The sequence below is a fragment of the Acinetobacter sp. YH12142 genome, from assembly GCF_013418435.1.
GTDB classification, from domain to species: domain Bacteria; phylum Pseudomonadota; class Gammaproteobacteria; order Pseudomonadales; family Moraxellaceae; genus Acinetobacter; species Acinetobacter amyesii.
In genome coordinates this window covers 1-13953 of sequence record NZ_VPCB01000021.1, presented here as the reverse complement: position 1 = coordinate 13953, position 13953 = coordinate 1, and the positions used below count along the sequence as shown (strand labels likewise).

Below are 13953 nucleotides of genomic sequence, written 5' to 3'. Positions count from 1 at the left end.
TCAATTCAATAATGGACAATTTTTATACCCGATAATTTGAATTTTTATAATGCGACAATAGTTCAAAATGTCGGTCAATTTTACCAATATTTTTTCACATCCTTATTTAACTTTCATGAAGCAGACCACTTTAGGATACAAAATGTGAAATCTAGCCTGTAAATTTAAGCAAAATTTAGACCACTGAGTACCAAAGTCGTTTTTGCAATTGTTACGAATCTTTATGCTGTGCCCTTGGATGGGCCTGATCATACACTTGTGCCAATCGATCAAAATCCACATGGGTATAAATTTGTGTAGTGGTTAAATTACTATGCCCCAACATTTCTTGTACAGCACGCAAGTCACCGCTATTGGACAACATATGGCTAGCGAAGCAATGTCGTAATAAATGCGGATGTAAATCGACATTTACACCTGCACGTCGAGCTTGAAATTTAACTCGATTTTCTATTTGTCTTACCCCTAGTGGATTGCCTTTTTGAGTGATAAAAACTTGGGCTTCTGGGACAAAATCACCATGCCATGCAGGATATAATTGCAACCAATGCATCACAGCCTCTTTGGCTTTAGAACCGAAAGGTACAATGCGCGTTTTATTCCCTTTACCCGTAATACGTAACAGTTGGCGATTAAAATCAATATCTCGAATGGTTAAGCCCTGCACTTCAGCCAAACGTAAACCACTTGAATATAGCAGCTCCAAAATCGCTTTATCACGTATCCAAAGCTGCCGTTGAGTTTCACTTTCTGGCTCAGGCTGTTCCATGATTTGTTTAATGGTTTCAATATCGACCAATCCAGGTAAAGGACGTGATTGGCGTTTGAGCTGAAAATCATCTGCGGGATTAAAACTGAGATAATCCCCTTGTTCTGCCCATTTCATAAATTGGCGAATCGAAGATAACATGCGCTGCAAACTACTTGGACTGAGCTGAAACTGTTCCACTTTATGAGCAACAAATTCACGCAGATCTGACTTTTCAACATCATGCAGTGGCAAGTTGCGTATTGTACAAAATTGGAGAAAATCACTGACATCACGCTCATACGCTTGCAAGGTATGTTTAGACTGATTTTGAATTTCACGTTCCTTCAACCACATAGCCAGTAGTTGACTCTGATCCATCGTCATCCGTCTTCTCCCATTTCAACATGTGCTTTAGCGTTGTGGTACGTTCTCTAAAGCGATCTTACATATCTGTTTTATGAAAAGAGTCTAGCAAAGAACCCCTTAGGCTTACCATCAACACGTTGGTAAAAAGCTTGCGTTTCATTAAGCAAATACCCTTCTACACCATCCACACTGTGTGGATTGACATGGATCAAATCCACTGGGCATTGCTCTTTTAAACTATCCTGTGTGATACGACCAATTTTACTGTGCAAATCTTGAATTTGTTGTTCAGATAATCCTGCTTCTAAATCTAGTCCGATCAGCAAAGTCGGTGAATCATCTCGAGCTTGATTCAGCATTTGCGCTAAATAGGCAGCTTTTACCACACGCTCTGTGCCGAAAAAAATGCTTAATTGATCAATCATAAACTGCGGATATTCCGCCGGCTGACCAATTAAAACTTCCGTATCTTCAGTAACTTCATAGTTTTCTGAGGGCTGAATATACTGCCCGTTCAGCAAATATTGAATTTCTTCTGGTACAAAGTCCTTCGTCGCATCAGGTGATTGTGGATTCAATACAAGCCTTGCCCCCATGGTCATTTCAAATAATGCCTTGGTTGGTAGCCGGATATACGACTCCTCTTCAGATATTGCCAACCGCATTTTTTCCAAGGACGTAAAAAATGGGATGACGCAATCATATGTTTCATCTTCCCATGATTTCAATTGAATACTGTCGCCTTCATCCAAGATCAAATCTTCGGCAATACGTGAATCACGTCCCCCTGTTGTTCCCACACAATACACATTGGCCGCTAATAACTGAGCTAAAAATTCGGGTCGATACGCGGGTTCATGTAAGGCTTTATGAAAAAGTTGTTCTAAGATTTCTTCTTTTATTTCTTCGTTTATTTGTTCCATGTTGATTCCAATCCAATTGAATTATAATTTTTTATTCACTTTTTATTTTATGAAAAAAAGCCCTGATTCATTCAGGGCTTTGATTTTAACCTTGGAAGTAACTTAAATCTAAGCGTCCTTCGTAAACTGTTGCAGTTGGTCCAGTCATCCAAACCACACCACCTTCTTGCCACTCAATTTGCAGCTTACCACCTGCCAACTCTATTTCGACCGAATTGGCTAATAAACCACGACGCATACCTGATACTGCCGCTGCACAAGCACCTGTACCACAGGCCATAGTTTCACCGACACCACGTTCAAATACACGTAAGCGTGCATGTTTCTCGTCCACAATTTGCATAAAACCTGCATTTACACGCTGTGGAAAACGCTCATGCGATTCGACTTGTGGACCAATTTTAGCAACGTCTGCGGTAATAACGTCAGGAACGATCGTTACTGCATGCGGATTACCCATACTCACCACATCAATGGTGAGTTGTTCATTATTCGCCAATGCAATGTCGTATAAGTTTTCAGGCTCTTCCGCAATAAATGGAATTTCATGCGGCAAAAAGCGTGGATAACCCATATTGACGCGCACCCAACCATTTACACCTAATTCAGGCTCTACGATACCTGACTTGGTTTGTACTTTGATTTTGGTTTTGCTGGTCAACTTACGTTCATGCACAAAGCGCGCAAAACAACGTACGCCATTTCCGCATTGTTCAACTTCCGAACCATCTGCATTAAAAATACGATATTTAAAATCGACATTGGGTAAATCAGGTGGTTCTACAATCAAAAGCTGATCAAAACCAATACCAAAATGACGGTCGGCCAAACGCTGAATCGTCACTGTATCTAAATAAGCTCGTTGGCTAATCAGATCGACCACCATAAAGTCATTGCCAAGGCCATGCATTTTGGTAAATTCTAATAACATCTCGAATTTCTCCTTAAGGCAATAAACGTTCACGTTCCCATAATGATTCGATGGTTTCACGCTCACGAATCAAATGAGACTGATCACCGTCAACCATTACTTCAGCAGCACGTCCGCGGCTGTTGTAGTTTGAACTCATGACAAAACCATAAGCACCCGCACCCAATACTGCAAGCACGTCATTTTCTTGAATCGCCAACTGACGTTGCTTACCGAGGAAATCGCCAGTTTCGCAAATCGCGCCAACAACATCCCAGTCTTTCTTTTCTGTATCAGTACGAGGCGTTACTTCCTGAATATCCATCCATGCTTCATATAAAGCGGGACGGATTAAGTCGTTCATTGCGGCATCAATAATGGCAAAATTACGATGATTGGTCGGTTTGAGTAAATCAACTTTGGTTAACAACACACCTGCATTTGCAGAAATACTACGCCCCGGCTCCATATATACCTTAAGGCCTAATTTTTCTAAAGCCGGACGCATTGCCTGAGCATATTCTTCAACAGTTGGCGGAACTTCGTCTTTGTAAGTCACGCCTAAACCACCACCAATATCGATGTGTTTTAGATGAATACCCATCTCTTTCAGTTGATTGATCATTACAATGACACGATCAAGTGCATCAACAAAAGGCTGAGTTTCAGTCAACTGTGAACCGATATGACAATCAATCCCGATAATCTCAAGATTAGGCAACGACGCTGCATATGCATAGGTGTCAAAAACGCTGTCTGAAGGAATACCGAATTTATTTTCTTTTAAACCCGTAGAGATATAAGGATGGGTTTTGGCATCCACATCTGGATTTACACGCAATGAAATCGGTGCTTTCTTACCCATTGCCGCAGCAACTTTTTGGATTCGATCTAGCTCTGCATGTGATTCAACGTTAAAACATGCAATACCCACGTCCAACGCTTTTTGAATATCAGCTTCAGTTTTACCCAAACCAGAGAATACAATTTTAGAAGCTTCACCACCGGCTTTTAATACACGTGCGAGTTCACCACCCGTCACGATATCAAAACCAGCACCCTGCTTGGCAAGTACGTTTAACACCGCAAGATTAGAGTTTGACTTTACCGCAAAACAAATTTGATGGTCGATAAAGCTAAATGCACGATCCATATCTGAATAATGCTTTTCAAAAGTAGCTTTTGAATAAACATAAAGCGGTGTGCCATATTGCTGTGCAAGCTGTTGTAAAGAACATTGCTCTGCATGCAATACCCCATTCGTACGGGTGAAACTCATGAAAGTATCCTTTCTATAAAAGCATTAAGGTGTAGGGTTAGAATTTGAAGATTCCGATTCAGTTGCAACAGGAGCCGCTTGTTTTTCCTGCTTTTGCTGTGCAGGCGTATCTAGATAAATCAGATATTTTGCGCGCTTATCTGCATTTGCATCTGAAGGTAAATGCAATGCACCAGACTGACCACAAGCGGTCAGCAGCACAGCACTTGCTAATACAATAATTTTATAATTCATAAAACGATACATAAACGTACCTAATGAAAAGATTTTTCCGAGTATAACGTGATCAACCCGCGGATAAAAGAAAAGCCCTGTAATTCCAAGTGAGCTTTTTGCCATTCTGCACTAAATTTAAGCAAAATTTGATGGTGCTGTTTTCAATCCTTATTTGTCTTTATTTCTAGCTCGATCAGGCTATTGATTTCACTGAAATAGCATATCAATTTGAATGCTGTTTAATACAAATCGAAACGCTAATAAACAGTCTGTTTTAACTTAAAATAAGTCCATATCCAAATAAAAAAAGCTGCTCCTCAGGAGCAGCTTTTTATGTTTTTACATCAGTTCAAAAATGTAAATTAATGGTGCTTTTTCTTATAAAAACCGAAATAGCCAATAATCAAAATGATGAACCAAATTGGGCTCACTATGAGCGCTTTCATGGTATCTGCTTCTAGCGACAAAACATAAATCATGCCGATGAAGAAGATAATCACGAGCCAACAGGTATATAAACCACCCGGTAATTTAAAGGTTGATTTCGCATGCAGCTCAGGACGAGTTTTATAGTAAACGATATAGCTCCAGATAATCATGAGCCATACGCAGATAAATAAAATCGTCGAAAGTGTAGTTGCTAATGTGAAGGCTTCAACCGTGTTCGGTACGAAATACTGTAAAGCTGCGCCCAATAGCAAACAAACTGCAGAGAAATACAATGCATTTGCAGGAACTGCACGTGAGTTTAGACGACCAAACGCTTTTGGACCTTGCTCTTCGCGAGATAAACCAAACAACATACGTGAAGTCGAGAACACACCACTATTCATAGATGACATGACCGATGACAACACCACCAAGTTCATAATAATCGCAGCAGCTGCAATACCGGCTTGGCTAAACAAGTTCACGAATGGTGAAATGCTCGGATCAATGGTATTCCAAGGTGTTACTGACATCACAATCACAAGTGCAAGCACATAGAAAATAATGATACGAATCGGAATCGAGTTCACAGCTTTAGGCAAGTTGTGCTCTGGATCTTTGGTTTCTGCAGCCGTAGTACCGACGAGTTCCACACCGACAAAGGCAAAAATGGCGATCTGGAAACCTGCTAAGAAGCCGGTTAGACCTGTTGGAAATAGACCACCATGTGACCATAAATGCGTGAATGATGCGATTTCACCTGTCGAAGAAGTAAATCCAGTAAAGATCATCCAAAGACCGACACCAATGAGCACCACGATTGCAATAATCTTAATCAGTGCAAACCAGAACTCTAACTCACCAAAAAGTTTAACCGTAACAAGGTTTAAACCCATGATAAACACAATGGCGGCAACACTGATCATCACCCCTTCTTCGGGCGAGAACGGGTTACCTCCATTAAAGAACTGCAGGTAATAAATAATGGCCGATAAATCTGCAATCCCTATAGTAATCCAGCACAGCCAATAGGTCCAACCCACAAAATAACCTGCCCACGGGCCGATTAAATCGGTTGCAAAATCGATAAAAGATTTATATTCAAGATTTGATAGTAATAACTCGCCTAATGCACGCATGACGAGGAAAACCATAAAACCAATAATCATATAGATAATAAGGATGGACGGACCAGCTAAACTGATGGTCTTTCCTGACCCCATAAATAAACCTGTACCAATCGCACCACCAATCGCAATCAATTGCAGGTGTCGGTTGGACAAGCTTCGTTTCAAATCGCCGCTATCAGCGTGCGATCCATGAATTTCATTTGACATTATTTAATTCAACTTCGCGTTCCAATTGCGACAAATTAACGTAAAAATTTCAGAAAATACAAAATTATTTTTCATCATCTATATTTTCGGATTAAGTGACAAAGTTAATTTATTTTTCTTATATATAAAAATCTTAGCGCCAGTTCACATTTTAAAGCGACCAATAAAACAACAATTTACTTGTAATAACTTAAATTTTATGCAAAAAATATTTTACCAACGATAAAAAATTATGCCAAAAATCATGGAAGTTTCTAACAATGGCATATCAATTGCTACAGATATCAATAATGTAGCATTCACTCACTCTGGGCCGATAAGAAGAAGATACTATGCAAGAAATTCAAAATATCATGGAAACACTCAGTGGATGGGTCTGGGGCCCATACATGTTGGTCCTCATTGTTGGAACAGGTGTATTCCTCACCTTCCGTTTACTATTCTGGCAATTCCGCATGTTGCCTTTAGCATTTAAACAAGTGTTTGGAAGGCATGAACATGCCAAATCACATGAAGGCGATATTTCACATTTTGCCTCACTTATGACTGCTTTATCTGCAACCATCGGTACAGGTAATATCGCAGGCGTTGCAACAGCCTGCGTCCTTGGTGGCCCCGGTGCAGTATTTTGGATGTGGATGACAGCCCTCTTTGGTATGGCAACCAAATATGGTGAAGGCGTACTCGCAGTCAAATATCGCGTAAAAAATGAAAATGGCGAAATGAGCGGCGGTCCAATGTACTACATTGAACGTGGACTGAAGTGGAAATGGCTCGCTGTCATTTTTGCCCTCTTTGGTACTTTAGCCTCTTTCGGCATTGGCAGTTCAGTACAGTCCAATACGGTTGCCCTCGCTGTTGAAAATAGTCTCGGACTTGAAACGTGGATTACAGGTATTGTTATTACTATTCTGTCTGCTTTAGTAATTCTCGGCGGAATTAAATCCATCTCTAAAGCATCCTCTTATATCGTACCTATTATGGCTGTCGGTTATGTATTGGGTGGACTAATCATCATTTTAAATAATCTTGAATTGGTCATTCCTTCTCTCAAATTAATCTTTACCTATGCATTTACTGGCGAAGCTGCGGCAGGTGGTGCGATTGGTGCGGCTATTCGTTATGGTGTTGCCCGTGGTGTTTTCTCTAACGAAGCAGGTATGGGTTCTGCACCTATTGCCGCGGCTGCTGCGAAAACGGATCACCCTGCACGTCAAGGTTTAGTTTCAATGACAGGTACATTTATCGATACGATTATCGTGTGTTCTATCACCGGGATTGTTTTGGTCATGGGCTTTATTATGGCAGGCAACAGTTTTGGCGACCAAACTGGTGCAGTTTTAACTATCAGCGTATTTGATAAATTATTACCGGGTTTTGGCGGCTTGATCGTCACCTTCGGGATTATTTTCTTTGCATACTCAACCATTTTAGGTTGGAGCTACTATGGTGAAAAATGCTGTACCTACTTACTCGGTGAAAAGTTTGTCTTGATTTACCGTTTGATTTACATCGCTTCAGTCTTTGTAGGCTGTGTGGCGACTCTTGATCTTGTGTGGTTATTTGCCGATACCTTTAACGGTTTGATGGCTGTACCAAACTTAATTGCGCTGTTGTTACTTTCTGGTGTTATTGCCAAAGAATCGAAGGACTTTATTGCACGTCGTAAATCAGGTGAACTGTACTAATCCTTTCACGCTGCTAAACAAAAAGCCACGTGAATTCACGTGGCTTTTTTATTCGGACTGAAAATCGATATTTACTTATTGAATCGTACTGATTTGACCATCATCAAATTTGTCGTTTTTCGTGTTGCTTTCATTGGCCGCTTCATCTTTTGGATCTAATTCAGCATCTTCAATAAAGCCTTCACCAAATTGGTCACCAAACTCATTTTCAGCATATTCAGAATCTACAGCACTGGCTTCCATCAGATCTGCTTCGATTTCTAGGGCAATTTCCAAAGATAAAGAAAAGAACAATACCCCCTGAATTTTCATGTTCCCTTGTTCATCTTCAAGGTATTCACTGAGGGTTTTATATGCAGGGCTGCTTTCATCAAAAGGCACGTCAAGGTATAAATCACCTGTATAACTATCGATTAAAGACTCACCTTCTAGCCCCATACAAGGGAAATAGTCTATATTTTGCAGGTCAAACCAGTGCATAACATCATTACGCACCGTATTTTTTTCAGGATGTTGATGATCATATTCTTCAAAATGCACAAATAACACATCACGATTTTTTTCACGTGCGATGGCATCGATATGTCGTAATAGTTCAGTCATGTGGTGACCCATTTCAAAAAATATAATGCGCTATTATAAAGTGCTTACTATGTAAAAGTGCAGCTCTTGAAAATAAAACGACATCAATTGACCTTAATCAGTCATTTCATGCGATAAAAACTTGGTTTTTCGATGTATTCACCGCTATGCTGTGACTCAATTTGAGTTTGTGCACAGTAAATATTATGGCGAAAGCAAAAAGTGTCTATCGATGTGAACAATGTGGTGCTGATCATCCCAAATGGGCCGGTCAATGTACCGAATGTGGTGAATGGAATTCATTAGTCGAAGTCAGTATTGCACCCGCTGTTACACACCGTGCGCAGCCTAAAATGGGCGGTGGCTATGCAGGTCAAGCCGCTGCTGTGACTACCTTAAATCAAGTTTCCGTTTCGCATGAAACTCGAATGGCAACAGGTATTGGTGAATTTGACCGTGTGCTCGGTGGTGGACTGGTCACAGGTTCAGTTGTGCTGATTGGTGGTGACCCCGGCATTGGTAAATCCACTATTTTGCTACAAACCGCAACCTATATGGCGGCGAGTAAAAGTTCTGCCTTATATGTCACTGGTGAAGAATCCTTGTCTCAAGTGGCTCTACGTGCCCAGCGCCTAGACTTGCCGACCGATCAACTCAAAGTCATGGCCGAAACCTGTGTCGAGCGTATTTGTGAAGTTTTGGCACATGAACGCCCTGCCGTTGCCATTTTAGATTCGATCCAAACCCTATACACCGAGACACTCCAGTCTGCGCCGGGCGGTGTTTCCCAAATTCGCGAATCGGCTGCACTCCTGACTCGCTTTGCCAAAAATAGTGGCACAGCACTGTTTATTGTCGGTCACGTAACGAAAGAAGGTTCTTTGGCAGGCCCTCGTGTGCTAGAGCACATGGTCGATTGTGTTTTGTATTTTGAAGGTCAGTCTGACTCGCGCTTCCGTATGATTCGTGCGGTGAAAAACCGTTTTGGTGCGGTCAACGAGCTTGGTGTATTTGGCATGACTGATAAAGGTCTGCGCGAGGTATCAAACCCTTCCGCCATTTTCCTGAGTCGTTATGATGAAGCCATTCCGGGTTCCATTGTCATGATTAGCCGTGAAGGTACACGTCCACTTTTAGTTGAAGTTCAGGCTTTGGTAGATGATGCGCACGGACAACCTAGGCGCGTGGCCTTAGGTTTAGAACAAAACCGTTTAAACATGCTTTTAGCCGTTATGCACCGTCATGGTGGTGTACAAACTGCAGGACAAGATGTCTATGTCAATGTCGTCGGTGGTTTAAAAATCACTGAAACCGGTTCTGACCTTGCGGTACTTTTAGCCTGCGCCTCTAGCTTAAGAGCTAAAGCCCTGCCACAGCATTTGGCAGTATTTGGTGAAGTCGGCCTTTCAGGCGAAATCCGCCCTGTACCCAATGGACAAGAACGACTCAAAGAAGCCATTAAGCATGGGTTTAAAACCATTATTTTGCCGCGTGGTAATGCACCGCAAAAACCCATTTCAGGTGTAGAAATTATTTCTGTCGCACGTTTACATGAGGCATTGAGTCAGGCAATTACGCTGACCGATGAATCTTAGTCACGCTGAATCGTTTATTTTTTGAATGAATTTTCAATTTTTTACCGATGTTCTATTGAAATTCAATACAAATGGCGGCATAACTAGATGGCTATTTTAACTTTATATAGATATAGGAAAATTTGATGGAAGTTCGACAGCGTGGTTTGATGACTGCTCTTTTAACAGCAGCCCTTTTGGTAACGCCGATTGCAGAAGCGAAACGTGCCGGTGGTGGTAAAAGCCATGGTATGAGCCGTCAAGCTGCTCCAACTCAGTCTTATCAGCAACCTCGTCAATCTGCTCCTGTTCAACAGCCTGCAACTGCTGGCGCTCCAGCAAAATCTGGCTCGAATGTGGGCGGAATGGTTGCTGCAGGTGTGGCTGGTGCTGCAATTGGTGCAGTCGCTGCAAATGCGATGGCCGATGACAATAACGGTCAAGCAGCTTCTGAAGCGCAAGCTCAACAGCAGGAAGAGAAAGGTGGTATTCCAGGCTGGATCTGGATTTTACTTGCCGCAGCTGTTGCCTTCTTCATTTTCCGTAAGATGGGCGCAAAAAAAAAACTAGCCGCTAACAACCCATATGCGCCAAACAGCGGTGCAAACAATGCACCGTTTGGCCAGCAAAATGCCGCACCTCGTGCAGGTAATGACAATACGAATATTTTTGGTAATTCTGTAGGCGGTAATTCAGCAGCTTCAAATGCTCCATTTGGTGCAGCTGCTGCAACGAATGCGCCTTTTGGTGCTGCCTATACCAACAGCGGCAATCAATTGCCTGATGGTACAGAGCCAGCAACATTTTTACGTGTTGCACGTCAGCGTTTTAACCACATTCAATCGATGAATACTGCAAGCAACATTGCTGAAATTCAGCGTTACTTAACACCTGACCTTTACCAGTCTATGTATAACGACATTATGGCGAATAAAGATGAAGACGTTGCTGAGTTTTCTAACTTAAATGCTATGGTGGTCGATTCTGCTAACGAAAATGGTCAATACGTTGTAAGTGTTCGTTTTACAGGTACTGTAAGTGAAGACTTAAATAGCCTGCCACAGCCATTTGCTGAAGTATGGCATTTTGTTAAACCTGTGGGTTCTGATCAAGACTGGTTAGTTGCAGGCATTCAACAAGAGCAATAATGTAGAGAATTAAGCATTCTTGCATTCTAAAATAGCGACTCCGGTCGCTATTTTTTCGCCTTTAATTCTCCTCATTTAAATCCATTTCTACTCAGCATGCTGAAAAATCAATAATTTTGTGAATATATTATTCTAATTATTAATAATAATTGTTATCATTTAGATTAACTTTAATACAATTTCCAAGCGCTTAAGTATTTTATGAATAGCTCACCACCTGAGGCACTCGTGACCCCCCTCACATCTGCGCTGCCTAAAACGCGTAAAGACACCCCTTCTCTATTGACCTATCGCTTGATGATTTTCTATCGCTTTGCCCTCGCTTTAGTGGGCGGATATGTTGTCGCGATGCTATCTGCCATCGTAATCGCAGATGTGTTTAGCGAAGACCGCGGAAGTGCAGCCATGAGTGCAACTTTAATTGCATTTATCCTGTGGAGCTGTGCATTTATTTGGGTCTTTATGGTGAATAAAACCCTCAAAGCAACTTTAGGCATTGTGATCCCTGCGGTGTGTTTGTATGCCGTTTATATGATGATGGGAAGCTAAAATGCGTGTTGATGCAAAAGTTGAGGGACCACGCCAGTCCATGTCTTGGCTGCATACATGGGCTAGCCTCATCTTAGGTTGGTTGCTGTATGCAATTTTCCTGACCGGAACCCTGAGCTTTTTTAAAAATGAAATCAATGTTTGGATGACACCTGAGCTGCATCAATCCGTTCCAGCCAGTTCACAAGTCCAACAAACTCAAGTCGCACTGAATTATTTACAGCAAAATCATCCAAATGCAGGTGCTTGGAATATTTTACTGCCGAATACGCGTCAAAATGCCACATTAATTACCGTTCGTGAACAAGGTGAAGACCCTCGCGCACGCCGTGGTGGTAAACAAATCTACATTGATAGTGCTACAGGTGAAGTGCTTGAGCCGCGCGATACGCGTGGTGGTAATTTTCTCTATCGTTTCCATTTCGAACTTTATGGTATGCCACGTATGTGGACGCGATGGTTTGTCGGGATAGCGACACTGTTGATGTTAGTTGCCATCATTAGTGGTGTGATTACTCATAAAAAAATCTTTAAAGATTTCTTTACCTTCCGTTCAGGTAAAGGACAACGTTCTTGGCTCGATGCACATAATGCAACCGCAGTATTTGCGCTTCCCTTCCACATCATGATCACCTTTAGTGGCCTGTTGCTGCTGTTATTTACAATTATGCCTTGGGGGATTGAGCGTATTTATGAAAACCGTGGACAATTTTTACAAGAACAAAATCGTGCCCTAGTTCAAGAAAATAAACCTGAAGGACGTGAATCTGCCCAAGGACGCGAAGAACGTAGCGAACGCCCACAGCAAGCCCGTGCCAATTCTGCACAAAACCAAGGCGAAAATCGTGCTGAGGGCCGTGGTGAAGGTCGAGGAGATCGTCGCTCTAAACGTGAAGAGCAACCTATCGTTGCTGCGCCGTTGACCAACTTAGCGCCAATCGTGACTGCGGTTCAGGCTGAATGGAAAACCAATCCGATTAGTACCGTTAGCATCATTGCACCAAATACAGACCAAGCTAAAATTGAGCTACGTGCCTTACATGGTGAAAGTGTCGCGTATCGAAATGTCTATGCAAGCAAACAATTTGATGGCGTAACTGGTAAAGACTTAACTGACGAAAGCGCTAAGTTAAAGCACCCTTCTGTACCTATGGGTATTTACAATGTAGTGACTACGCTGCATGAAGCACGCGGTGTAGACTTAGCACTACGTTGGCTGTTATTCATTTCTGGGATTGTAGGCACCCTGATGGTCGCTACAGGTCTCATTCTATGGTGTGTAAAACGTGCGCCTCAACAGCAGAAACAAGGCTTTAAATCATTTGGCTACCGCACGGTTGAAGTGACCAATATTGCAGCGATTATTGGTTTACCCATTGCCTGCGCAGCATTTTTCTATGCCAACCGTTTTATTCCCGCACAGCTTGAAAACCGTTCGGAATTAGAAATTCGTAGTTTCTTTATTGTTTGGCTACTGACGCTCGTTTATGCGATTTTCCGTACGCACCGTCAAGCGTGGCTAGAACTTTTAGCTTTTGCCACAGCAATTTTTGCCTTACTGCCGATTGTAAACTTCATGACTGGTGGTCAACCGCTTTGGAATACCATGGCAAATGGTCAATGGATGATTGCATCCTTTGATCTTGCAATGTGGCTCTTGGCTATCTTGTTTGCCTATTCATTTTACAAAGTGAAAAAGCATAAAGGGCTGCCTGTTAAAAAAGCGCGTGGCAAGAAGGAGGTTGAAGCATGATGTTCTTTCTCCTGATTTGGGCACTGAGTAGCTTAGGTTTTTTTGCCTTGGCAAGCAGCATGTCTAAACATCAAAAGCAGTTTTACAGCAAAGAGTTAAGTGTGGGCCAAACACGGTTAGCCACGCTGATCGGCTGGGCGCTATTGATCATCGCCTTGATAATTTGCCTCTCTCTTGGAACGCCGAGCAATAACATCAGTTACTGGTTTGGCGCGCTGACCATTGCGGCTTTATTTGTCGGGCTATGTATTAGTTATATCGCTGAATATTTTTGGAAAATTATTGGTGCATTGGTTGTCGTATTTGTATTGTCAGCAGTGTTGTCAACGGCATTCTAAAATTGACCCCTTTTACCTTACAAATGGCAAAGTAAAATTGACCCCTTTGATCTCGTATTAAGTTTCAACCTGGGGCTGAATCCCAATTCTTTTTTTATCCTTCAAACGAT

The 13953-nt window shown here is 42.0% G+C and carries 12 protein-coding genes and 1 pseudogene; 6 read left to right on the top strand and 7 right to left on the bottom strand.

Features of this window, described 5'->3' with window-relative positions; genetic code table 11:
• Positions 1-211: 211 nt before the first annotated feature.
• The 6 genes from FTU77_RS13995 to FTU77_RS13970 all read right to left on the bottom strand — a co-directional run bounded on the left by FTU77_RS13995 (position 212) and on the right by FTU77_RS13970 (position 6211).
• Positions 212-1135: a tyrosine recombinase XerC gene (locus FTU77_RS13995; protein WP_180056053.1), complete on the bottom strand. Its 924-nt coding sequence runs from the start codon at positions 1133-1135 to the stop codon at positions 212-214.
• 71 nt (positions 1136-1206) lie between these two features.
• A complete protein-coding gene (locus tag FTU77_RS13990; RefSeq protein ID WP_180056052.1) occupies positions 1207-2040 on the bottom strand; it encodes an enhanced serine sensitivity protein SseB C-terminal domain-containing protein in 834 nt (277 codons plus the stop codon).
• Between the two features lie 85 nt (positions 2041-2125).
• Positions 2126-2971: a diaminopimelate epimerase gene (gene dapF / locus FTU77_RS13985; RefSeq protein WP_180026692.1), complete on the bottom strand. Its 846-nt coding sequence runs from the start codon at positions 2969-2971 to the stop codon at positions 2126-2128.
• Between the two features lie 13 nt (positions 2972-2984).
• A complete protein-coding gene (gene lysA, locus FTU77_RS13980) occupies positions 2985-4229 on the bottom strand; it encodes a diaminopimelate decarboxylase (protein ID WP_180056051.1) in 1245 nt (414 codons plus the stop codon).
• Between the two features lie 24 nt (positions 4230-4253).
• Positions 4254-4463: a lipoprotein gene (locus FTU77_RS13975; RefSeq protein WP_373685428.1), complete on the bottom strand. Its 210-nt coding sequence runs from the start codon at positions 4461-4463 to the stop codon at positions 4254-4256.
• Between the two features lie 344 nt (positions 4464-4807).
• The gene (locus tag FTU77_RS13970; RefSeq protein ID WP_180056050.1) at positions 4808-6211 is read right to left on the bottom strand and encodes an amino acid permease; all 1404 of its coding nucleotides are present in this window, start codon (positions 6209-6211) and stop codon (positions 4808-4810) included.
• A gap of 332 nt (positions 6212-6543) precedes the next feature.
• Between FTU77_RS13970 and FTU77_RS13965 the strand changes: the two genes are divergently transcribed.
• Positions 6544-7899, top strand: a complete 1356-nt coding sequence (locus FTU77_RS13965; protein ID WP_180003348.1) for a sodium:alanine symporter family protein — start codon at positions 6544-6546, stop codon at positions 7897-7899.
• 246 nt (positions 7900-8145) lie between these two features.
• On the opposite strand, the pseudogene FTU77_RS13960 reads toward FTU77_RS13965, so the two are convergent.
• A pseudogene (locus FTU77_RS13960) lies at positions 8146-8502 on the bottom strand (hypothetical protein); the annotation flags it as partial.
• A 185-nt stretch (positions 8503-8687) separates the two neighbouring features.
• Here FTU77_RS13960 and radA point away from each other — a divergent pair.
• The 5 genes from radA (at position 8688) to FTU77_RS13935 (ending at position 13843) form a co-directional block, all read left to right on the top strand.
• The gene (gene radA / locus FTU77_RS13955) at positions 8688-10076 is read left to right on the top strand and encodes a DNA repair protein RadA (protein ID WP_180026689.1); all 1389 of its coding nucleotides are present in this window, start codon (positions 8688-8690) and stop codon (positions 10074-10076) included.
• 125 nt (positions 10077-10201) lie between these two features.
• Positions 10202-11203 carry a Tim44 domain-containing protein gene (locus FTU77_RS13950; protein ID WP_180056049.1) on the top strand — a complete coding sequence of 334 codons (1002 nt, stop codon included), beginning with the start codon at positions 10202-10204 and terminating at the stop codon, positions 11201-11203.
• A gap of 201 nt (positions 11204-11404) precedes the next feature.
• Positions 11405-11752, top strand: coding sequence for a hypothetical protein (locus FTU77_RS13945; RefSeq protein WP_168378275.1), 348 nt, complete (start codon positions 11405-11407; stop codon positions 11750-11752).
• Position 11753: 1 nt separating this feature from the next.
• Positions 11754-13505: a PepSY domain-containing protein gene (locus FTU77_RS13940; RefSeq protein ID WP_180056048.1), complete on the top strand. Its 1752-nt coding sequence runs from the start codon at positions 11754-11756 to the stop codon at positions 13503-13505.
• Positions 13502-13843 carry a DUF3325 domain-containing protein gene (locus FTU77_RS13935; protein WP_180056047.1) on the top strand — a complete coding sequence of 114 codons (342 nt, stop codon included), beginning with the start codon at positions 13502-13504 and terminating at the stop codon, positions 13841-13843. Before FTU77_RS13940 ends, FTU77_RS13935 begins: the two co-directional genes overlap by 4 nt.
• Positions 13844-13953 lie beyond the last annotated feature (110 nt).